Below are 21,347 nucleotides of genomic sequence, written 5' to 3'. Positions count from 1 at the left end.
GTTCGGGACGGGGCGTATTGCCGTGACCACAAACCCGCTGTCCCAGCACTCGCGGCACCCACCTCTCGCACCCCCGCTTTGGACAACCGCCGGTGGCACCAGTAACCTTTCCGTGTCCTCGCTGATACCAAAAAGTTACCTCTTACGAAACGGACATATTTGTGCCCCGCCACCGACTGAATGCCCAGGCCTCCTCTCTGCCCGCGACCATGCTGCTTGTGGACTCCGCGTCGCACAACGGCCGAGGTGGTCAGCATCGGGCTCCCAGAACCACCGTCGGACCGGTGAGCGCAACAGCCGGAGCGTTGGCTGTGGCCGGCGCCATCGGACTGAGCGTCGGTGGAGCCTCCCAGGCCGCCGCCGCAGAGGCTCCGGCCTCCCCGATCAACCTCGAGGCGATTGCCGCGCTGCCCGAGGTTTCCGCAACCCTGGCCGCGCTGCCCTCGGATGTGGCGCTGCCGGCACCCATCGACGACATCGTGCGCGATCTGTTGCCCCACCTGTCCACCCCGGGCATCGGAGCCACCTCGACACCGACCACGGGTACCGTGACCTCGGGTTACGGCGCTCGGTGGGGCACCACCCACTACGGCCTGGACATCGCCAACGACATCGGCACGCCGGTTTATGCGGTCACTGATGGGACAGTTCTCGAGTCCGGACCCGCAGACGGCTTCGGACAGTGGATCCGGGTCCAGCAAGACGACGGCACCATCGGCGTCTTCGGGCATGTCGACGAAAGCTACGTAACGCCCGGCCAGCAGGTCCGGGCCGGCGAGCAGATCGGCACCGTCGGCAATCGCGGGCATTCCACCGGCCCGCACCTGCATTACGAGGTCTGGGAAAAAGACGGCACCAAGGTCGATCCCCAGGTCTGGCTGGACAACCGCGGCGTCAGCGTCGGCTGATCACGGCGACGGCTCGTCACGTCGGCTCTCTGATCACACCGGCATGGCGTACATCCCCGGACAGGCCCGGAAGCTCTTTGAGCGCCGACCAGGTTTGCAGCCCATCGGCGCTGTCGGAGTAGACGTACTTTCCTTCGGCATAGGCGTCGAGGTAGATCCGCCAGTTGCCGTCCGGTAATCGGACAACGGCCGGGCCCTCCACCCGTGAGCCCCACGCGCCGGGCCGAACGAATGAATACGGGCCCGCCAGCGCCGGCGCGACTGCATGTTCGACGACCTTCTTCGTCTCGTTCTTGGTGAATGCGTGATAGCTCGATCCCACCTTCACCACGGTGGTGTCGACGTGGTCGGCCCCGATCCCCGCGATCGGGGTTGGCAGGCCCCACAACCTGAGCGACGGCTCCAGAGCCGTCATCAGATACGGCACGAACCCTCCACCCGTCGACATCGACAAGATGACGTTGACCCGGTCGCCGTCCACGAACCATTCGGGAGCCCAGGCCTTCGTGGTGAACGGCGACAACGACGGCCCGTCCTCGAACCCGGCCGACCCCGAGGACCCCGGCGGGCTCGGAGGACCGGTACCGGCTCCGGTACCCGGCAGGAGGGCGCAGCAAAACGGGACCGGATAGGACGCCATGAACGTCCAGTTGATGCGGTCACTGCTGCGCGCGAAACCGATATTTGCGCCGTCGATCGTGGTGTAGGTGAGGTAGTACAACCCGTCGATGTGCCGGAAGATGCTCGGGTCGCGCACCACCCCGGACGAGGGCCGAAACGCTGACCTTCGGACGGGTGCGAAGTCGGTGGCATCCCCGGATTCGTACACGTCCAAGTCGCGGTCGCTGGTGTTGCTGAACGCCACCATCGTGTACCGCCAGGCGGGCGGCGCGGCGCCACCGCTCCCCGGAACCGCCACGAGCAAACCCGCGACGACGAGCACCACCACCGAGATGGCGGACAAGCAACTTCTTTTGGTCAGATCCACGACCATCTCTCCCCCACTGCGGAATTCGCTGTCGCCGCAACAAAAATTCGGTTCCGGATCAGTTGCTCATCGAGGTACGGGTCCCTGCACATCTGAGACCGGCAGAACGAGCATCTCGACGAGACCGTCACCGAGGTCCGACAACGACTTCTGTACCTCGGTGAGCGACTGAGCGGGTGTCAAGATCTCGACCCGGACGCGCGGCGTCATCGTCACCCGGCGGGATTGCCCCCGAACCATGTGATCGACCGGGCCCGCCGTGGTGACGAACACCTCCGAGACCACGGCTCGACGCGCCCCGGCGGCGAGTACCTCCTGCTCCACCCCTTCGGTACCGGCCGAAGTGATGACTGCGGTCACGAGATAGAGCCCCTCGCCGGCAACGGCGGCCGGTGGCGCCGGGATCGGTCGGGCGGCAGCGTCACCGGTCGGGATCGGTAGGACCGGATCCTCCGTGTACGCCGACATTCCCTGCTGGGTGGCATCGAGATGTTCTTCGTCGTCGGGGTTCGCACGCAGTCCGATGGTCTTGTCGACGGCGAGTGCGATCACGAGACTGAGGACAAACGCGAAGGCGATGACCGAGGCAAGGGCGAGCACCTGTTCGCCCAGAAGCCCCCACCCGCCGCCGTGGAAGACTCCGTCGCGACCGATTGCATTGATCGCTTTCTCACCGAAGAACCCGACGAGCAGAGTGCCCAGGATGCCGCCGATGAAGTGGACTGCGAGTACGTCGAGTGCGTCGTCCACGCGGATCAGCTTCTTGAGTCCGAGTGCGAAATGACAGATGATGCCGGCGAGCACTCCGATGACGGCAGCCGACCAGGTATTGACGTAACCGGCTGCGGGCGTGATGGTTGCCAGGCCTCCCACCGCACCGGTCACTCCGCCGAGCACAGTTGCGTGACCCTCACGGAATCGCTCCATCACCAGCCACACCACCATCGCAGCTGCCGCCGCCACCTGCGTGTTGACCAACGCCTGAGCCGCAACTCCGTTGGCCTGCAATCCATCTCCGGCATTGAATCCGAACCAGCCGAACCAGAGGATGCCCGCGCCGACGATGACGAGTGGGATCGAGTGGGGCAAGGGCGCCCTGTCTGGCCACACCTTTCGCCGTCCGAGAACGAGCAGCAACGCCAGTGCGGCCGCGCCCGCCGATGAGTGAACGACTATGCCACCGGCCCAGTCCTGGGCCCCGCGCTTTGTCAGCCAACCCGCCGGCGCCCACAACCAGTGGGCGACCGGGGCATACACGATGACCGACCAGATGCCGATGAACACGATCCAGCCGAGGGGCTTGAGCCGACTGGCCACCGCACCCGTGGCCAGAATGGGAGTGATGATCGCGAACATCATCTGATAGGCAAAGAACGCCAGGGTCGGAATCGCGACGGTCGTGGTCACCACGTGTAGGTCCGGGTCGGGTGCCTCGGCGATGTCCTTGAGTGCGACGAAGCTGAAGTCGGCGATGAACCCGTTGGCCCGATCGTTACCGAACGCCAGCGTGTAGCCGAAGAGGAACCAGGTCAGAGTGATGACACCGAGCGCCACCATGTTCTGCTGCAGCATCACCAAGGTGTTGCGTCGACTGACCATGCCGGCATAGAAGAAGGCAAGGCCCGGTGTCATGAACAGCACGAGAGCCGCACACACCAGCACCCACGCGGTGTCGCCGCTGTTGATGTTTGCCGCCTCGGCCAGCGTCGTCGATGTCATCGGACATACCTCCGTGTGCCTGTTGTCGATCAGCGTTCGTGGGGACCTCTGGTGTGCGCGAGAAGATGCGAATAGGACTGAATCGTTCGGGCGATATCAGAACTAGCGGGGTTACGGGTGCGATGACAACGAAAGCCCCTCGGAGCGGGGCGAATCCCGCGATCTACCGACCGTGAGAATGAGAGACCGTGGCCAGGGTCAGAAGTCAGCGACGGCCACGACCTCGCGGGGTCTGAACGCATCGCGACCTCCGATCGTGACGCCGATCCGGTCCTCGGTCTTTCGCGGCACGCAAATTGGTCTCGGCTCGTTGCTGAAAGGCGACCATTGCGATCCGAATCGACACTACGCGTGCGATTAATCATCGGTCGCGAAATTGCGAGACTCGAGACAACGCGACGGAATCGATAACCCGATGCGTTCCGGCGATGGATCCGAGCAGCGCGCCCGCAGGTAGGCGGAACCTGGCGATTCTGCGCATCATCGCGTGCCAAGACGAAGACGCTGTTGCAGGACGGTTCTTTTCTTAGATCCTGACAGCGAAACAATTTGCTACGGACCTGGATGAACGGAAACACGAAGGTCACGACCCCGTCGACCCATACCCGTCAACCGCGTCGAGATACCACCCGTCGTGCTCGAAGCCGACCGGCCCGCACGCGTGGTCTGGTCATCCCTGTGGCCCAAGCGGCCCCGACGCTCGGATTGCATTCGACTTGCCCGCCGGCGCCGGCGGGACGAACCTGCGGTGGACGCTGCTCGTCGAGCCGCCAGCACCCGACGACCGCCGGTTCCGGCACATGTGTCAGCGCATCGGCACGTTGATCAACGCAACGTGCGGTACACCTATGGGCAGTAACAGCGCTGCCGAAAGGTCAGTTGCTCGGCGCAACAACTCGGGCGAAAACGTACGTCCCGACAATCTTTCCGCTGATCGCGGTTTGCTGACCTGAGGAGAGGAACTTGTCTCGCGAGACCTCTGCGGTCTGCACAAATGTTGTGGAAAACGAGTGCAGGTTCCATCCCTCGCTGTGGACCGCATTCAGCGAATCAGTCGGAGAATAGTCTTGCCGACTGCTGTAGGCGCCGGCAGGGCTGACTGGCGCCGCCATTGTTGCGATAGTTCCGGTGATGTCGGTGATGTCCAAAGACAGCTGGAATAGGGAATCGCCTCGCGCATAGGCGCTTCGCGCCTGGCCCTGCGGAGATGCTTTGAACGCCTCATCCTTTCGCTGCTGCGCCTCTTTGGCTTCATGCGCCTGCCTATCAGCGTTGCGTTGTGCTTTTATGCGCGCCTTTTGGGCTGCAGTTTCGGGATCGTCTTGCTTGAAAAGTGCCATGGCCACATGATTGCAGACACATCCAAATAAACCACCGAAGAAGTCCCAGTCCAGACGGGTCCGCGCTCGGCGCTTGTGGTCTATTCGGAGGATATCGGCACGAAACTTCACTCGTACACGACGGAAGCTGTCGGCATCATCGAAGGCCGAGGAGAGTGTCAACACCACCTCTCCTGACCGGTGTCTGAAAACCACAGCAACAAGCCCGTTTCGGCCGCGGCCCGATCAAGGTGCCGCCGTCGGGGTCACTTTCGTACTCGAACACGAGACGATCAACCTCAATGAAGGAATAGCCATGTCCGTGCCACCCGCTCCGCCCCCACCGCCGCCGGAGTATTCACAGCCCGGCTACCTGATACCACCGCCGTCTGCGCCGAAGAAGGCAAAGAAGTGGCCCTGGATTGTTGCTGGAGTCGTGGTGTTGCTGATTATCGTGGGCATCGTCGGTGGCGGAGGTGAGGACGACTCGAAGACCACCACGGCTGCAAAGACGACGACAGTCGACCTACGCCGTGGACAGTCTGAACGTGGACTGGAACAAGCAGGCCGCGCGCAGTGCTGAGCAGTATCTCGAGATCACGTCGTTCTCCAAGTCGGGCCTGATCGAGCAGCTGGAGTACGAAGGCTCATCGCAGACATGACTCCGAAAATGTGCCCTTCTGGCGAACAAAAGCCCAGGTGGGCGTCGCCAGAAGGGCACATCATCGGGTTACAGGGCCGTCGCGACCTTCCATGCGGTGTGCATCGCGCCCTCGATGTAGTCGACACTCATCGCGTCACCGACGACGTGCACGTCAGGTACCGAACCGACCAGTGCGTCGGCAAGTGGCGCCTGCGCCGAGACGCCCGAAGCCACGACAACCATGTCGGCCGGTGCCGTCATCGTCTTGTCACCGACGCGGAACTCGACGTACGCCTTCGTGATCCGCTGTACCGAGGCGTTGCGGTGGATCGTCACGCCCATTTCGTTCGCGTGCCGAACAGCGGTCCAACGCCGGGGCATCGCCATCGGTACGCCCAGTTGTGCCCCTTCTTCGAGCAGCGTGACGTTCCGGCCCCGGTCGGCGAGGAACTCCGAAAGTTCCAGTCCGACCAGGGAACCGCCGATCACCACGACGTCCCGGCCCATCGGCAGGATCTTGCGGGTGACGGTCCTGATCGCCGCGGGGCTCTTGGTGATGCCAGAAAGTTTGCCCAGCCGGCCCATGGTCCGCAGGAACCACGGCACCTGGGAGACGTCACCGGACCCGGTCATCAACGCGCGCAGGGTATCCCCGGTATGTACGTGTGGCAGATCGCCGCCGGGGACCCCGGGTCGGTCACGGACAGCGCCGGTGGCCAGGACAACGACGTCCGGATCGAGTGCCTGGATCGACGCCACCGTGGCCTCGGTCTTCAAACGGATATCGACGCCGAGGCGCTCTACCTCCACCTTCAGCCACCTCAGCAGGCGCTGGTTGTCCGGCGTCGTCAGGCTCGAGAACCACAGGGTTCCGCCGAGACGATCGGACTTGTCCAGCAACGTGACCCGGTGTCCACGTTCAGTGGCCACGCGGGCGACCTCGAGGCCGCCCGGACCCGCTCCGACGACAACCACATGCTTGGGTGTGGCCGTTCGCACGAACGGGAGCAAGGTCTCGTTGCCCAGTGCCGGGTTGACCGCACACAGTGGCGTGCCGTCCCAGAAGTTTTCCTGAACGCAGACATAACAATTGATGCAGGGACGGATACGCTCGGGCAGACCGGCCTTCAGCTTGGACACCAGATCCGGGTCGGCCAGCAACTGTCGGCCCATCGCAGCGAAATCGGCCTTACCGTCCGCCAGCGCTTTCTCGCCGACCTCGGGAAGCACGCGACCCACGGCGATCACCGGAACCGACACGGCCTTTTTCACCTCACCCGCCAGGTCCGTGTAGGCGCCCACCTTGTCCGGCAGCGGCCCATCGGTGAAGTTGGAGAACGGGTTACGGCCCCAGCCGGTGACATGGATGGCGTCGGCGCCTGCCGCTTCGAACAACGCAGAAGCCTGCGAGGCCTCCTCGGTGGTCAGACCGTCGTCCTCACCGAATTCTCGTCCGGCAACTCGAACGATGATCGCCAGCGAGTCCCCGACCTCTGCCTTGACCGCCCGAATGGCCTCGCACGCCAACCGTGCCCGGTTCTCGAGGGACCCGCCGTAGCCGTCGGTACGCTTGTTGTCGGCGCGGCTCAAGAACCCACCGAGGACGTAGCCGTGCGCGCAGTGGATCTCGACAGCGTCACCGCCGGCCGCCTGCACCCGGCCCGCTGCCTCCGCGAAGCAGCGCACCAGCCAGTCGATGTCGTCCTGGGTGGCTTCGTGATAAGTGGCCTGCTTGCCGCCGGATACGGCAGCCATCTTCTTCAGCTCTTCGGGCGTGTTGTCCGCCAACGCGGACATGTCCCGCGGAGCATCCGGCGGCGAGGCCACCAGGAGCGGCCGTTCGTCGATCGTGTCGATTCGTGCCACCTTGCCGTGGTGCGTCATCTGCACACACAACTTGCTGCCGGTCGCATGGATGGCGTCGGCCAGTGCTTTGAGTCCCGGAATGAACCGATCCTCGGACAGACCCGGCTCCTTGGTGCTCGCGCACCCGACCGGGTAGGCAACAGCGCAGCAGCCGGTGATGATCAGCCCGGTTCCGCCGGCTGCCCGGGCCACGAAGTGGTCGATGTCGCCCTGTTCGATCTCCCCGTCGTCGCACAGGTTCATGTCCATCGCCGGGAGAACCACCCGGTTCGGAACCGTCATCGGGCCGATGGTGCCTGGTGCGAGGAGGTGCGGAAAGGTCTGGCTTCGGATCGTCACCCGCAGACAGTAGAACTCGACGGCACCCGATCGTGACCGCGTTCCCGATCACCGAGACTTGTCGAGTCCGGGATCAGACCGAATCGCCGCGCCGACAAAAGGACGGTGCCACAGTGGAACCATGGCCTCGACCCCGGCGACGCCGATCACGGTCCGTCAGCTGACCGCCCAGGAGCGAGAGCTGATCACCGACTCAGATCCCTGGAAATTCTGGAAGACGGTCGGCGCCATCGAGTACACGGGTGGACGCGGCGAGCACTTCTGCGTCGAATCCGGATTTCAGACTGATTTTGCCTCCGTACCAAGAGTTTTCGCCTGGTTCCTGCCGCGTTACGGTCGCTACACGCGGGCGGCGATTCTGCATGATCATCTGGCGGAGCGCGCACGAAAGACCGATTTTCCCTGGCGCGATGCCGACGGAATTTTCCGCCGCGTGATGCGCGAGGACGGCGTCCCGTTCGTGCATCGCTGGGTGATGTGGGCGGGCGTGCGGTGGGGTTCGATCACCCAGTTCCGCACCGGCGGGCTGGAAGGTTGGTGGCGGGATGCTCCGCTGGTGCTGGTGGTCTCCGTCGTCGCGCTACCGGTATTGCTGGCGCCCGTCGTCGCCATCACCCTGTCCTACTTGCTGTTCCTTGTTTATGAGGTGACGGCGTGGGCGGTGCTGGGCACCGGCCGATTCGCGGCGAGGGCGTTGGGCCGCACCCCCGAGAAGGAACTCAACAGACCGCACTTCACCAGTCACACATGAGCTGCCATCATCTGAGGTCCGGTGTCCACAGTGCCTCGTGCCGGCCCCGGCTGGGCAGAGGTTTCCTGCTCGCCGCCTATGGGTATGTCGGTTGAACCCACCTGCACCTGAGCACGACGGAGGTCCCGTATGCCCGACATCGTGACCCGGATGGAGGCAGCGCGATGACGCCGACCAGCTCCACGAAGCCCCTGGCCCTGATCACCGGCGCGTCGAGCGGGATCGGTTACGAACTCGCCCGACTGTTCGCTGCTGACGGCTATGACCTCATCATCACGTCCGACACCACGAAGATCGAGACCGCCGCCGACCAACTCACAACCGACGCGACCCAGGTGACGCCGTTGATCGCCGATCTCCGAACCGAAGACGGGGTCATCGAGCTGTTCAGCACCGTCAAGGGGATCGGCAGACCACTTGCCGCTGCCGCGCTGAACGCCGGCATAGGGCACAGTCAGAGCTTCACCGACGCCCAGCTCGACGACCTCCTGTCGGTCATCGACCTCAATGTCCGTTCCACGGTGCACCTCGCCAAACTGATCCTCGACGATTTTGTCGAACGCGACGAAGGCGAACTGTTGATCACCTCATCGATCTCCGCCACGATGCCCGGGCCCTACCAGGCCGTCTACAACGCGTCGAAGTCGTTCATCCAGTCGTTCGCCGAAGCCGTCCACAGCGAGCTCAGCGACACGAATGTGACGGTCACAGCCCTGATGCCCGGGCCGACCGAGACCAACTTCTTCCATCGGGCCGGGTTGGACAACACCCTGTTGGGGCGAAGCAACAAAGACGATCCCGCCGCGGTTGCCCAAGCCGGATATCGGGCACTCAAGGACGGACAGCGGAAGATCGTGGCAAGTTCGCTGCTGTCGAAGACCATGGCCGCCGTCGATTCCGTCCTACCTGATGTCGCCAAGGCTGCGGCGCATCGAGTATTGGCACGGCCGCGATAGCCCAAGCCGGATCGGCCGCCGACGGACGCAGTCAGTCCGGGGGTTCGCTGTTGCCGGCGCGATCGTCGGCGATATCGTCGGTGCCCTCATGGGTCGCAGATGAGGGGTCTATCTTCTGTTCTGGATCCGGGGCGCTGACGTGCTTTTCTTCCAGGTCGTCCACCGTTTTTTCCAAGTCAGTACTTTGTGTTGCACGGTCCTTCTCAGCCAATTTCTCTCCCTACCTTCCAGCATCGAATTACCGGGACGAGCGGCATCACGTGCGTTTTCACGTACCTGATTCCTACCCAGCCCCACGTTGAAGGAAACCCGCCGGCGCGCGGCCCAGAGCCACCTCCCCGTTCTTCCGCGCGGCGTGTCAGCCTTCGGGTTCGGTCCAACGTTGTGTCTGCGTCAACCACAACAGGTAAGCGAGAGCGGGTACGACGATGACTGCGGCCAGCGCAACAACGATGAGGAGCCCGACCAACGTGGCATCGGCACCGGCAGCTTCGTCGATGGTGATCTCATCGACGAGCATCCACGGATATTGTCCGACACCCCAGCCTGCGACCACCGACCCGACAGCCAACGCAGCTGGGAGCCTGGCCAGCGAATATCTCCGTCGATAGAGCAGATACACCGTTGCCAAGCCGGCGACGGCCGCCAACACCAACAAGGGTGCTGCGGCACCGAGTAGTCCGTCGCTGAGGGTGGGCGCGTCCTCCAGGATGGGATAGAGGCCGGCAAAGACGACCACACCCGTGACCACACCGACCACAAGGGTCCGAGCACGAAGTTGCTCGGCGAGGTCGTCGATTCCAGCCCGGGCGGCGTCCGCGGTGAGAAACACACCGGCGAGAAATGCGCACGTTGTAACGGCCAGGACCCCGCCGATCAGCGAGGTCGGATTGACCCATGAACTGATCCGATCCCCGTAGCCACCGGCAGGTACGCGACCCGAGGCGAGACTGCCGGCGACGGCGCCGAGGAAGAACGGGGTGATCAGCGATGAGCCCGCAAAGATGGCGCCGAACAATCGCGCCTGCGCCAGGGTTTCCGCATATTTTCGGAACGCAAACGCCGCCCCACGCAGCACGATCCCCGCCAAAGCCAGAGCAAGCGGGATGAACAGTGTTGTCATCGTATCCGCGAACGCGGCCGGAAATGCGGTCCACCAGATCACCAGCACATAAATCAGCCAGACATGGTTAGCCTCCCAGACCGGTCCGATGCTGTGGTCGATCAACGTCCTCAACTGGCTACCGCCACGACTGCCGCCGGCGGTGAGATCGTAGAAGCCGGAACCGAAGTCGGCGCCACCAAAGAGCGCGTAGGCGATCACTCCGACGAAAAGCGCGACAGCGACCACATCGGCGAGTGTCATGGCACTGCTTCCTTGGCCTCGCCCGGGTCGTCCGCACCTTCACTTCCGGACAGAACTGCGGGTCCGTATGGGCTGGGCAGATCGTTTTCGCCTGCCCGCCAACGTCTGGCCATCGATCGCAAGACGACGAACGCGCCGATTGTCATCCCGAGATAGATCACCAGAACTCCGCCGTAACTCCACCACAACCCACTACTCCTACTCGCGGCGTCGGTGGTGCGGAGGATCTGCCATACCGTCCACGGTTGGCGACCTACCTCTGTGGCTATCCAGCCGCACTCGAGCGCAATGATGGACAGCGGACCGGCTACCACCGCGAAGCGCAGGAACCAGCGGTTGTCGAGGAGGTCGCTCTTTCGCCAGCGAAACAGCCAGTAGAGCACCACGGAGAGCGCCAAAAGCGTTCCGATGCCAACCATCGCCTGGAACGCCAGGTGCGTGATATTGACCGGTGGCAGGTCATCGGGTGGTACCTGGTCGAGCCCAGGGACAGGAGCGTCCAGTGAATTGCGCGCGATGATCGAGCCGAGGCGCGGGATCGCCAACGCCCAGCGCACTTCCCCATCGATCCACAACCCGCCCAGGCGCAGCGGCGCGGGTCCTTCGGGCGTGGGCGACAGTTCGAATGCGGCAAGTTTCGCCGGTTGACTGTCGTTGACGCGCATACCCAGGAAATGGCCGATGAACGGTTGTGCGATCGCAGCAACCGACGCGAAGGTGAACGGGATCGTGAAACCCAGACGGTGGTGCCGATCGGTACGTCCGCGCAACATCCCCGCGGCGTACACACCGGCCACCACCAGGCCGACCAGCATGAACGCGCCCACCCACATGTGCAGGAACTGCAGCCAAACACCGTCATTGAACATCGCGCGCCACGGGTTGACGTCGGTGACCACTCCGTCGACGATCCGGAAACCGGTGGGATTGTTCATCCATGCGTTGACCGAGACAACACAGAACGTCCCGACAACGCCCGCTATCGCCATCGGGATGAGCATCGCCAAATGCCGGCGTGGTGGCATCCGATCCCAGCCGTAGAGGTAGATGCCCAGGAAGATCGCCTCCACAAAGAACGAGAGTCCCTCGAAAGCGAATGGCAACCCCAGAACGTCACCGAACCGACCCATGAGGCCGGGCCACAGCAACCCCATCTCGAAACTGAGAACAGTGCCGGAGACCGCACCGATGGCGAACAGGACCGCTGATACCTTCGCCCACCGTTTGGCCAGGCCCAGGGCCACCGGGTCATCACGCACCAGGCCACGTCTGTGAACCACGTAGATCATGGACGGAAACGCCACACCGAAGCAGGCCAGAATGATGTGCCAACCCAGCGAGACCGCCATCTGCTGACGAGCGGGCAGCAGGCCGGGCGGTTCGCCGCCCGACGCAACATCGAACATCGACATGACTTCAACGATCATCGCTGGTCCCATGCTCGAACGTGGCTATCGGATGATCACGATCGTGGTAGAGCTACCGAGTTCCTCTCGACATTCTCCTCCAAACAGCGGTGCGAAACAGCCCTCTTTCGAGGATCACCGCTTCCCGGCGATGGCGTGGTGGAGCTGCGCATGGTCATCGAAATAGGCGGTGTTCGCGCCGAACCGTTGAATGGTGTCGCTCCCGCGGCCGGCCACCACCAGCACATCGCCCGGCCCCGCGGCCGCCACCGCCAGATCGAGGGCCGTTCGTCGGTCGGGTTCTTCGACCACGCGAGCATGGTGGGCTTGGCGGGCACCGGCCAGGACCTCTGATCTGATGGTTGCGGGGTCTTCATCTTCCGGGCTTTCGTCGGTGACGATGAGCAGGTCGGCCTGGCTTGCGGCGTACCGGCCCAACGGCCGCCGCTTGCCGCGATCGCGGCCCCCGGTGGCGCCGGCCACCACGATGAGACGACCGGTGGCCAGCGACCTCAAATACGGCAGCAGCGCTTGTTGTCCGGCAGTGTTGTGCATGTAATCGACGATGGCGGTGAACGATTGGCCGGCGTGGACGGGCTCACACCGCCCGGGTATCGCATGCAGCGACGAGATGCCTTCCACCGCAACGTCAATGTCCACGCCCTCTGCGATCAGCATGGTCAGAGCGACCAGCGCATTGCCGACCTGATGCGGCCCCAACGCCTGCAACCGAACCGGAGCCCTCCCATATGGCGTCCACGCCATGAAATCAGAACCCGTTGCGGTCGAGATGATCCCGTCGGCGTACACGTCAGCGGCGCGGTCACCGGTCGCGCACGTCCAGACCTCGGTGGCTGCGGAGGTCGCCAAGCGGGCACCGTAGGAATCATCGACGTTCACCACCGCGAGGTCCGTGCGCTCGGGAGTGAACATGCTCGCTTTGGTGCCGTAATAGTTCTCCATCGTGCCGTGGTAATCGAGGTGGTCACGGCCCAGGTTGGTGAAGGCCATCGCCCGGTACCGGATGCCGTCGATTCGACGCTGATCGATGGCGTGAGAAGAGATCTCCATCGCGCAGGCGGTGACTCCCTCCCGGCGAAAGTGAGCCAGGGTGCGGTGCAGTGTCGTCGCTTCGGGTGTCGTGCGTTCGGGGACCAGATCGCAGCCGGGTCCCCTGATCCGGGCGCCCGAGATCAAACCGACCGTTTCTCCGGCGGCCTCGAGCCCGACGTCCAGAAAGTGTGCGGTGCTGGTCTTTCCGTTGGTACCCGTGACTCCGAATACTCGAAGGTCGGCAGTGCGGGTGTGATGAAACCATGCACACAGCGGCCCGACGACCGCTCGCGGATCCTCCACGATCACACTCGGCAGCACCGCCGAGGGGCGATCGCTGATGACCACCACCGCGCCGGCGGCCCGGGCTTCGAATTCGAACTCCAGCCCATGCCATCGGTCTCCACTGAAGGCGACATAGGCATCACCCGGAGACAGCGTGCGCGAGTCGTCACCGACGTCCCGAACCACCACACGACCATCCCCCGGCCGGCCAACCAGTTCAGCACCGAGAAACCGGGCCACGGCGGACACGGTGATCCCTTCACTGCCGTCCGGACCCGGGACCGAACGCCCGGCGTATCGGCTCATCGCGCGCTCACCCGTGCAGGTGCGGTCCGCTGTCTGAAGTCGACCGGTCCACAGACGCTCACGCAGCGTGTATGCGATGGAACCAGCCGTTTCATCAGCGAGCGATACCCCGGGTCGAAGGGACGCAAACCACAGTCGCCCGGCTGCCGGCACTCGACTGCCCGTGACGCAGGACACCAAATGCGATACATGTCCGGTTGGAATAACCGTGCTGGGGCGGCAGTTGAAGCAATCGACGGTGCCCGGTTCATTGCCCCGGGTCCTACCCTCCGCCGCTACGAGCGGCCTATCGCCGAGAGGCGCATTGACGGGCACCGTCCTCGAACAGAGCCGCCGGCGAAGACCGCGGGCACCTCGCAGCTGAACGCAACTCGTCGGTTCAGAGGTCGAGATCCGGCATCCGGAGTATTTGACCGACCTCGATGAAGTCTCGATCGGAGATGTGATTCGCTGCCGCGATCAGCTCGGACATCGAGCTGTCTCCGTAGAACGTGTCCGCCAATGCCGAGAGCGTGTCACCGGCAATCACTTTGTACTTCTTGGTCAGTCCCGGGATCATCAGGATTTGGCCGATCCTGATGACATCCGGATCGGGCAGGCTGTTCGCGATCGCGATCACCTCGAACAGGCCGGCATCGCGATAGAAGCGCTTTGCCAATGCCGACAACGTGTCTCCTGAAGTCACCTTGTACTTCTTGGCCATGATCATTCCTCTCGTCTTCGATTTCCGCGACGCCCGTGAGCGGTACGCGCGTCATCAATCGTGTTCGGGCCGCCGTCCCCGGTCACGGGTAGCCCGCTACCCGAATACCCGGCCCCGGAACGCGCGACGACGGGTAACAGCGTGATCGAGGCTGCAAATGTGTGGCGCGATGTCCCGACCGGCGGCAATGATATTCTGAAATTTCAGAACACAATTCTTGGCGCTTACCAGGCCGGAACCCCATTCGATCGGCGATGCAGGCCGGCGTGCCATTCTCTGCACAGCTCGGTAAGCCGTTGGATACAGCCCGCTCCATGCCCGCGCAGATCGACCACATCAAATAACGGAGAACACACACATGACGCGTATCGGCACCTCGGATCTCGATGTCTACCCACTGACCCTGGGTGGCAACACCTTCGGCTGGACCAGCGACCCCGCAACCTCCTTCTCGGTGCTCGACGGCTACGTTGCAGCAGGCGGCAATTTCATCGACACGTCAGACAGCTACACACGGCCAGGTAAGCCAGACGGCGACTCGGAAACAATCCTCGGCCAGTGGTTCCAGAAACGGCAACGGCGTGACGATGTTGTACTTGCGACCAAAGTCGGGCTGCGAGAGGACGCCTTTGGTCTGGCTCCAGACAACGTGGCCCGGGCCGCGGAGGCCTCACTGACCCGCCTGAACACCGACTACATCGACCTCTACTTCGCGCACTACGACGATCCGAAAACACCGCTGGTCGAAACGATCGCCGCGTTTGATGCCCTGGTCAAGTCGGGAAAGGTCCGCCATGTCGGGATCTCGAATTACTCCGCCGAGCGCGTGGCCGAGTGGCTGACGGTGTGCGAGGACAACGGATTCACCAAGCCCATTGCCCTGCAGCCCAACTACAGTTTGCTGGCACGTGAGGGCTTCGAGGCAGGCATGAGGCCTCTCGCCGAGAAGTTCGACCTCGCCGTATTTCCCTATTGGGCATTGGCCAGTGGATTTCTCACCGGCAAGTACCGAACCGAAGCAGACCTCGAGGGAACCGATCGCGGGCCATTGGCCGGCCGATTCTTCAGCGCCGCCGGGCTCGCGGTGGTCGACGAACTCGACACCATCGCACAGGCCCATGACGTCGCCATCGCGACCGTTGCCCTCGCGTGGACGCGGCAGCAACCGACGATCGTCGCACCCATCGCCAGTGCCCGCATCCCGGAACAACTCGATGCGCTGCTCGCATCTACCGACCTGACTTTGACTGCACCTGAACTAGATCGGCTCGACAGCATCTCGTCGGCACGCTGAAACCCGCTCCCTCACAACTCTGCACCAATGCCACCGCACCATTATTAATGGTCTGATGTTTTTTCGCTTCACTCCATTACTCGATAGCTGCGCAAAAAGCAAAATGTAACAACCGAATACCCCGGCTTCCGATCTTTCACTGGAAATAACTCTCAAGCTCCGAGTAACGTTACCGACGGCTATTGAGAACATACATTTGTGAACTGGTTCAGTCGGACTGAAAAACATGACCCCCGCGGGCACACTCGATACCTGATATTGGGAAATCGAGTTGTTGCCGCATGTCAGTTTTACAGCGCCACGGAAGGAATCCGCGGGGATGGATGCGTGTGACGATCGCAGCAGCCGAGGCGACTCTGTGCTGTCGCACGCTCGGCACAACAGTGACGGCAAAGGCCCAGATGTGAGGGATGTTCCTCCCTGGAAGGACTCGAAGCGTTACCTATGGCCGCTGTGCCTCGTTGTGCCCGCGGGTCCTTTCCTCGCCTGGTTGCTCGCACACAGTGTGTCCGGTGTGCTCTGGGGATTTGGTGGTTACCTGCTGCTGGTCGTCGTCCCGCTTCTCGACTTGCTGTGGGGGCCGGATCACGATGGCCCGCCGGATAATGCTGTGCGGGCGCTGTCGGCGGACAAGTATTACCGACGATGTACGTACGTTTTCGTCCCACTTCAATACGCCGGGTTGTTCTTCGGCTTTTGGTGCCTGGCATATGCGCCCATGACAACCGGTGAGCGTGTGGGCCTTTCGATCACACTCGGAATGAGCGCAGCGATCGGGATAAACGTCGCGCACGAGCTGGGCCACAAACACGAGAAGCTCGAGCAGGGTCTCGCGAAGATTGCGCTGGCACCGTCGTTTTACGGCCACTTCTACGTGGAACACAACGCCGGCCACCACGTTCGGGTCGCTACGCCCATGGACCCGGCGAGCGCGCGATTCGGCGAGTCTTTGTGGCAGTTCTATCCACGTGCGCTGGTCGGGGGCCTGACCTCGGGAGTACAGCTGGAGGCGGCGCGACTAAACCGGCAAGGGCGCCGTTTCTGGGACTGGCGCAACAACATTCTGCAGTCGTGGTCGGTGAGCCTGACCCTCCTCATCGCCGTGGTCGTCGTGTTCGGTTGGACCGTGGCGCCGTGGTTCCTACTGCAGGCGTTCATCGGCATGCTGGTTCTCGAAGCGGTGAATTACATTGAGCACTACGGGTTGCTGCGGGCGCCGGGCCCGGACGGCAGGCTGGGGAAAGTGCGTCCTGAGCACAGCTGGAACGGCGATCATGTGGTCAGCAACCTGGTCTTGCTGAACTTGCAGCGGCACTCGGACCACCACGCGCGCGCCGGTCGTCGGTACCAAACCCTGCGCAGTTGCAGCGATGCCCCGCAGTTCCCTGCCGGCTACGCCTTGATGGTGCTTTTGGCTGTATTCCCGCCATTGTGGCGCAAGGTCATGGATCCCCGCGTACTGGCGCATTACGGCGGCGACCTCACCCGGGTGAACGTGCACCCGCCCAAGGCCGAAATGCTCGCGCGCCGTTACGCGGCCACGTTTGCCGACAGCTCGGAAAGGTGGACCCGGTGACGGTCGTGCGACGGACTCCCCCCGTGCGTGAACCCCGAATCGGCGAGTCAACGGAGGTGCGTTTCGCCACCGAGGACGAGATCCGTAGGTGGGACGAACTGATCCTGCAGAGCCCGGACGAGGGCACCGTCTACCGCAGCAGCGCCAACATCGATGGCATGGTCCTGCAGGGCGCAACGCCGGTCTATCTGGTGGTTGACCGCTTCGCGGTGACCGCCTTCCGGGTGGACGTGCCGTTCGCCGGCGCACTGTGGGTGTTGTTGGGACCCCCCGTCGCCGACGTTCACGAGCTGATTCGCGCCTCCCGTGCAGTGGCAGCATTCGGGGCGCGGAACGGAATCACCGCGGTGCGGGTCCGTTCTCAACTGAAAGCGAACCCGGACGATGAGAAACTGCTTCGCGCACAGGGGTTTGCACGTGTACCGACCTGGCTCGACGACAGCACCGTCATCGTGGATTTGCGAGGTTCTGAAGCGGATGTTCAAGCCCGTTTCAAGAAGCGGGCCCGCAAATCGATCCGGCGGGCAATCCAGGAGGGTGCGACCGTGGATCGCGTTCCGGCCACCGACGACAATTGTCGGGTGCTCTACGAGATGCTCGACGCGACCAGCGGAGGCCGGTTCGCCATCCCTGATCTGGCGACTTCGACCGCCCTGTTCCAACGGTACGAGGCCTCCGGTCACGGTCAACTGTTCCTTGCCCGGCACGACGGTGAGGTCGTCGTCGGCGCATTCGTCGCAACGTTCGGCACGAACGCGCTCTATCTCGGCGCGGGCTCGGTTCGGAAGCGTCCAGGTGACCCCAACTTCTGCGGGTTGGGGGGAAGCCGAGCGTCGTACGCCCTGCAATGGGAGATCATGCGCTGGGCCCGCGAGCAGGGATGCGAGCGGTACGACCTCGATGGGACACCGTCGTCGGCGACCATCGCCGACGACTCCCATCCGCGCCACGGGGTGGGTCAATTCAAGACCGCATTCAGCAACGAGATCACGGACTACCTCGGCGCCTACCAGATTGCGGTACGGCCCTGGCGCGCCTGGGTCATTCGGCAACTCGAGATATCCGCGGGCCGGGTGGACCAGTCGCCACTGCTGAACCGCCTGCGCGGACGTCCGGTGCGACCGAACCCGGATTACGTGTGGCTGCGCCGAAAGCCGATCATGCGGCTCGGAGGGAATCGATGATGGCACGCGTGGCCGCCCGACCTTCGGGAGTCGGCGTCAACGGATAGATGTGCAGACCCGCGTGGCAGGTGTTCAGTTCGACCACCGACCCGGCGGCCGTGGCCCGCGCATGAAATCGTAACGCGTCGGGGTAGAGCATGTCGCGGGTGCCGATGTGCACTTCGGTCGGTGCCAGTCCTCCCAGCTCTCCGTAGAGCGGACTCACCGAAGGGTGGGTGAGTTCTCTGTCGGGAACCCAGGCCCGGGCAGCCATGTCGAGCGAGATCCTGTTCAGCCACGGGTCGTGACGCTCCAGGCCGGCGATATCGGGATTACTCAGAGACAGATCCAGCCACGGAGAGATGAGGATCAACCGGCTCATCGGGGACAGGCCACGATCCCGGACAGTCTGTGCCAGTAGCAAAGCCAGTCCTCCGCCGGCGGAGTCGCCGATCAAGGCCCGGGGTGTGTCTGGATGCTCCGTCGTCCACCGCTCGTACACCGACAGGAGGAAAGGAAGCGCGTCGTGATGGTTGAAGCGTGGTGCCAGCCCGTAGATCGGTACCTCGACACGCATCCCGGCGTCGGCCAGGCGTCGGATCAGGAGCCAATGCTGCGTGCTGATCTCGTTGACATATCCCCCACCGTAGAGATAGAGCACAGAGGTGATCGGGGTGACATCGCGTGCGGTGACGCAGTAACTCGGAAAGTTCTCGTGCCACCGACGCGTCACCGAATGCGTGGCGTACATCGCGGCGGGCGGCTCCGCGGGGACTTTGGGCCGGTCGATGTGCCGGCGAGCCTGCTCGGCAATACCGGTCCGCGACAGCCTCTTGAGCCGTAACGCGGCGCCGAGTACTTGCATCTGAATGCTCATCTGTGACGATCGTACCCAGCTGGCGCACCGGCAATTGACGTTGATACAGAGTTTTCGGTATCACCCATCGGTTGTTTTGTGAACAACGATGCAAGGCCAGGGATGATCAGACTTTTTGCGTGAGGGATATCACACGGCGCTTCGAGCCTCCACCACTCAAACGCGCCCCCGATTGAGCTGTCGCTCCTGATGTCGGCGTATTTGGGTTTCGCTTCGGTACGAGGTGGCGATCCGGCCAGGCGTCGGCTCGTCGAGGCCTAGACGCAGCAATAATCGTTTGTCGTAGCTGTCAAAGGTGGTGCCGCCCAGGAAAGTCACTGGGCGACACCACCTGCGGTCAAGGGTCAGCCGCCTCTCGGCGACTCTGCGGTGGTTGTCTCCAAGGTCTCCAACCCACGAATCGGGTGGGGACCACGGAATCCATCAGCTAACTCGATAGGCACCTCCTCGACATCGTTCAAACAGCAAGGTCGGGAACACCACAGCCTCGGACACGAGCTCGATGACAATGACCACAGGTAACGCGGGTCAACGCTCGCTCGTCAGCTAGATACGGGTTCGATGGAACTGGCAATATTCGAAGGCTCGAACTCGATAAGCCACCTCCTATATCACTCACGGGCCGCCACCCTGGCGGGCGACCAGTCACTTACAAGAACCGTTTTAGCACCCTGACCCATTGACTGCAACAATCCCCCCACGGGACACGCCGCACACGAAAGCTGTTGGTGCACAGGGCCACTGATTCGCAGCAAAGACAGCGCGCCTGCATGATCAAGAAATCGCTGGTCAGGATGGCGTGGTCGACGCAGCGTCCGCCGTCGGGGTATGCACGTTCGCCGGTGCGGCGCTGACCGCGGTCGTCTACCAGGTAGCCCACGAATTCAAGTCCAGCAATTCACCGGGTCACTGGCCATCCGCGCAATACGACTACCTCGTCCCGCTGATGCCGGTAGCCGGCTTCCTGGTCGGTCTTATCGGGGCAGCAACGTGGCTGAGCCGCCATTCCACCGCCCGATAGTCAGCTCGATCCGGAACGCCGTGGTCAGTTCGGTATACCGAATATCAGCAGCGAGGCCAGCCCGGCGAGGACCGCCACCACGGTCAACCATCCCATCCACCCTGGGCCGGGCTCCTCATCGCGCAGACGAGTATCAGCGTGCAGCACTGGCGATGTCCAGGGCAACGACGAGGGGTCGTGGCTCATGTTTCTCTCCTTTCGGGTGGACGCTTCTCACACCATGGGAAGCTCGAGATTCAACTTCGGGTGGTGGCGGCCGCGCGGCTGCAATGCCCCAACCCAGAGTCCGTCGACCACACTCGCGACGAAGATGCTGCTATCGACCTGGACGGTCGTGCCCAGATACAGGCGCCCGTTGACGACCATGCGGCCGCGGCCGAGTATCGGTAAATAATCTTCTGGCGGACCAGGATTGGCTATCACGTCCGCCACGTCCCACGGGAATGGATCATGATCACTCGAGTCTCGGACCGCTTGCACCGAGTTCTCCAGTAGCAGTCCGGGGTACAGTCGGCGCTCGATTGGATCGGCATCGGGTTCGGCTGAGGAATGCGTCGAGACCGTCGTCATCCAGATGCGGTCGTCGTCATCGTAAGCCCACCGGGTCACATCCTCTGTACCGGACGTTTCGGTAGGACGCCACCGCGCGATCGGGTCTGTAAACCACAAGTTGGGAGTGCCTTTGAGCCGCATCACACCGGTCGGCTCACGGAATGAAGCCGTCATGCTCCTCTCACTCTCTCCATCCACCACACCGGCAGGCAGTTCAGCACCACTCACATCAGCCATTGTTCGTGTGGTGACAGTC

The 21,347-nt window shown here is 63.2% G+C and carries 20 protein-coding genes; 8 read left to right on the top strand and 12 right to left on the bottom strand.

The window, feature by feature from the left end; genetic code table 11:
* The first annotated feature begins 161 nt into the window (after positions 1 to 161).
* On the top strand, positions 162 to 908 hold the full coding sequence (locus AC51GR_RS07615; RefSeq protein WP_496323982.1) for a M23 family metallopeptidase: 747 nt from the start codon (positions 162 to 164) through the stop codon (positions 906 to 908).
* Between the two features lie 16 nt (positions 909 to 924).
* Here the strand turns inward: AC51GR_RS07615 and AC51GR_RS07610 are convergent, their stop codons facing one another.
* From AC51GR_RS07610 to AC51GR_RS07600, 3 genes are all read right to left on the bottom strand, one after another.
* Complete coding sequence (locus AC51GR_RS07610; protein ID WP_496323981.1) at positions 925 to 1,902, bottom strand: glycoside hydrolase family protein; 978 nt, start codon at positions 1,900 to 1,902, stop codon at positions 925 to 927.
* Between the two features lie 60 nt (positions 1,903 to 1,962).
* Positions 1,963 to 3,615 (bottom strand): ammonium transporter, encoded by a 1,653-nt coding sequence (locus AC51GR_RS07605; RefSeq protein ID WP_496323980.1) that lies wholly within the window; start codon positions 3,613 to 3,615, stop codon positions 1,963 to 1,965.
* 875 nt (positions 3,616 to 4,490) lie between these two features.
* A complete protein-coding gene (locus AC51GR_RS07600; RefSeq protein WP_496323979.1) occupies positions 4,491 to 5,120 on the bottom strand; it encodes a hypothetical protein in 630 nt (209 codons plus the stop codon).
* A 362-nt stretch (positions 5,121 to 5,482) separates the two neighbouring features.
* On the opposite strand from AC51GR_RS07600, the gene AC51GR_RS07595 reads away from it, so the two are divergent.
* A complete protein-coding gene (locus AC51GR_RS07595) occupies positions 5,483 to 5,596 on the top strand; it encodes an Ltp family lipoprotein (protein ID WP_496323978.1) in 114 nt (37 codons plus the stop codon).
* Positions 5,597 to 5,664: 68 nt separating this feature from the next.
* On the opposite strand, the gene AC51GR_RS07590 is transcribed toward AC51GR_RS07595, so the two are convergent.
* A complete protein-coding gene (locus AC51GR_RS07590) occupies positions 5,665 to 7,782 on the bottom strand; it encodes an oxidoreductase (protein ID WP_496323977.1) in 2,118 nt (705 codons plus the stop codon).
* Between the two features lie 121 nt (positions 7,783 to 7,903).
* On the opposite strand from AC51GR_RS07590, the gene AC51GR_RS07585 reads away from it, so the two are divergent.
* A complete protein-coding gene (locus tag AC51GR_RS07585; protein WP_496323976.1) occupies positions 7,904 to 8,533 on the top strand; it encodes a DUF1353 domain-containing protein in 630 nt (209 codons plus the stop codon).
* Positions 8,534 to 8,697: 164 nt separating this feature from the next.
* Positions 8,698 to 9,489 (top strand): SDR family NAD(P)-dependent oxidoreductase, encoded by a 792-nt coding sequence (locus AC51GR_RS07580; RefSeq protein ID WP_496323975.1) that lies wholly within the window; start codon positions 8,698 to 8,700, stop codon positions 9,487 to 9,489.
* A gap of 31 nt (positions 9,490 to 9,520) precedes the next feature.
* Here the strand turns inward: AC51GR_RS07580 and AC51GR_RS07575 are convergent, their stop codons facing one another.
* From AC51GR_RS07575 to AC51GR_RS07555, 5 genes are all read right to left on the bottom strand, one after another.
* Positions 9,521 to 9,700, bottom strand: coding sequence for a hypothetical protein (locus AC51GR_RS07575; RefSeq protein ID WP_496323974.1), 180 nt, complete (start codon positions 9,698 to 9,700; stop codon positions 9,521 to 9,523).
* Positions 9,701 to 9,847: 147 nt separating this feature from the next.
* A complete protein-coding gene (locus AC51GR_RS07570; RefSeq protein ID WP_496323973.1) occupies positions 9,848 to 10,855 on the bottom strand; it encodes a cytochrome d ubiquinol oxidase subunit II in 1,008 nt (335 codons plus the stop codon).
* Positions 10,852 to 12,282 carry a cytochrome ubiquinol oxidase subunit I gene (locus AC51GR_RS07565; RefSeq protein WP_496323972.1) on the bottom strand — a complete coding sequence of 477 codons (1,431 nt, stop codon included), beginning with the start codon at positions 12,280 to 12,282 and terminating at the stop codon, positions 10,852 to 10,854. The genes AC51GR_RS07570 and AC51GR_RS07565 overlap by 4 nt, the downstream gene beginning before the upstream one ends.
* A 114-nt stretch (positions 12,283 to 12,396) precedes the next feature.
* Positions 12,397 to 13,905, bottom strand: coding sequence for a Mur ligase family protein (locus tag AC51GR_RS07560; RefSeq protein ID WP_496323971.1), 1,509 nt, complete (start codon positions 13,903 to 13,905; stop codon positions 12,397 to 12,399).
* A 379-nt stretch (positions 13,906 to 14,284) separates the two neighbouring features.
* Positions 14,285 to 14,608, bottom strand: coding sequence for a LysM peptidoglycan-binding domain-containing protein (locus AC51GR_RS07555; protein WP_496323970.1), 324 nt, complete (start codon positions 14,606 to 14,608; stop codon positions 14,285 to 14,287).
* A gap of 358 nt (positions 14,609 to 14,966) precedes the next feature.
* Here AC51GR_RS07555 and AC51GR_RS07550 point away from each other — a divergent pair, with 358 nt between their 5' ends.
* The 3 genes from AC51GR_RS07550 to AC51GR_RS07540 all read left to right on the top strand — a co-directional run bounded on the left by AC51GR_RS07550 (position 14,967) and on the right by AC51GR_RS07540 (position 18,662).
* Positions 14,967 to 15,902, top strand: a complete 936-nt coding sequence (locus AC51GR_RS07550; protein ID WP_496323969.1) for an aldo/keto reductase — start codon at positions 14,967 to 14,969, stop codon at positions 15,900 to 15,902.
* 505 nt (positions 15,903 to 16,407) lie between these two features.
* Complete coding sequence (locus AC51GR_RS07545) at positions 16,408 to 17,478, top strand: alkane 1-monooxygenase (RefSeq protein ID WP_496323968.1); 1,071 nt, start codon at positions 16,408 to 16,410, stop codon at positions 17,476 to 17,478.
* Positions 17,479 to 17,501: 23 nt separating this feature from the next.
* Entirely contained in the window at positions 17,502 to 18,662 is a 1,161-nt protein-coding gene (locus tag AC51GR_RS07540; protein ID WP_496323967.1) for a lipid II:glycine glycyltransferase FemX, read from the top strand.
* Here the strand turns inward: AC51GR_RS07540 and AC51GR_RS07535 are convergent.
* Positions 18,637 to 19,518, bottom strand: a complete 882-nt coding sequence (locus AC51GR_RS07535) for an alpha/beta hydrolase fold domain-containing protein (protein WP_496323966.1) — start codon at positions 19,516 to 19,518, stop codon at positions 18,637 to 18,639. The genes AC51GR_RS07540 and AC51GR_RS07535 overlap by 26 nt on opposite strands.
* Before the next feature lie 799 nt (positions 19,519 to 20,317).
* Between AC51GR_RS07535 and AC51GR_RS07530 the strand changes: the two genes are divergently transcribed.
* Positions 20,318 to 20,539, top strand: coding sequence for a hypothetical protein (locus AC51GR_RS07530; protein ID WP_496323965.1), 222 nt, complete (start codon positions 20,318 to 20,320; stop codon positions 20,537 to 20,539).
* Positions 20,540 to 20,563: 24 nt separating this feature from the next.
* Here the strand turns inward: AC51GR_RS07530 and AC51GR_RS07525 are convergent, their stop codons facing one another.
* Positions 20,564 to 20,725, bottom strand: coding sequence for a hypothetical protein (locus tag AC51GR_RS07525; RefSeq protein WP_496323964.1), 162 nt, complete (start codon positions 20,723 to 20,725; stop codon positions 20,564 to 20,566).
* Positions 20,726 to 20,752: 27 nt separating this feature from the next.
* A complete protein-coding gene (locus tag AC51GR_RS07520; protein WP_496323963.1) occupies positions 20,753 to 21,265 on the bottom strand; it encodes a hypothetical protein in 513 nt (170 codons plus the stop codon).
* Positions 21,266 to 21,347: the final 82 nt, after the last annotated feature.

The organism is Williamsia sp. z71 (assembly GCF_059553375.1).
The sequence above is the reverse complement of the archived record's forward strand: the minus strand, read 5'-3'. Positions and strand labels throughout refer to the sequence as shown.

What these genes read in the sequence shown, in the direction of transcription:
- AC51GR_RS07535 (WP_496323966.1), bottom strand. Translation starts at nt 19,518, where the DNA reads ATGAGCATTCAGATGCAAGTACTCGGCGCCGCGTTACGGCTCAAGAGG.
- AC51GR_RS07555 (WP_496323970.1), bottom strand. Translation starts at nt 14,608, where the DNA reads ATGGCCAAGAAGTACAAGGTGACTTCAGGAGACACGTTGTCGGCATTG.
- AC51GR_RS07585 (WP_496323976.1), top strand. Translation starts at nt 7,904, where the DNA reads ATGGCCTCGACCCCGGCGACGCCGATCACGGTCCGTCAGCTGACCGCC.
- AC51GR_RS07570 (WP_496323973.1), bottom strand. Translation starts at nt 10,855, where the DNA reads ATGACACTCGCCGATGTGGTCGCTGTCGCGCTTTTCGTCGGAGTGATC.
- AC51GR_RS07550 (WP_496323969.1), top strand. Translation starts at nt 14,967, where the DNA reads ATGACGCGTATCGGCACCTCGGATCTCGATGTCTACCCACTGACCCTG.
- AC51GR_RS07565 (WP_496323972.1), bottom strand. Translation starts at nt 12,282, where the DNA reads ATGATCGTTGAAGTCATGTCGATGTTCGATGTTGCGTCGGGCGGCGAA.
- AC51GR_RS07560 (WP_496323971.1), bottom strand. Translation starts at nt 13,905, where the DNA reads ATGAGCCGATACGCCGGGCGTTCGGTCCCGGGTCCGGACGGCAGTGAA.
- AC51GR_RS07580 (WP_496323975.1), top strand. Translation starts at nt 8,698, where the DNA reads ATGACGCCGACCAGCTCCACGAAGCCCCTGGCCCTGATCACCGGCGCG.
- AC51GR_RS07520 (WP_496323963.1), bottom strand. Translation starts at nt 21,265, where the DNA reads ATGACGGCTTCATTCCGTGAGCCGACCGGTGTGATGCGGCTCAAAGGC.
- AC51GR_RS07610 (WP_496323981.1), bottom strand. Translation starts at nt 1,902, where the DNA reads ATGGTCGTGGATCTGACCAAAAGAAGTTGCTTGTCCGCCATCTCGGTG.
- AC51GR_RS07605 (WP_496323980.1), bottom strand. Translation starts at nt 3,615, where the DNA reads ATGACATCGACGACGCTGGCCGAGGCGGCAAACATCAACAGCGGCGAC.
- AC51GR_RS07525 (WP_496323964.1), bottom strand. Translation starts at nt 20,725, where the DNA reads ATGAGCCACGACCCCTCGTCGTTGCCCTGGACATCGCCAGTGCTGCAC.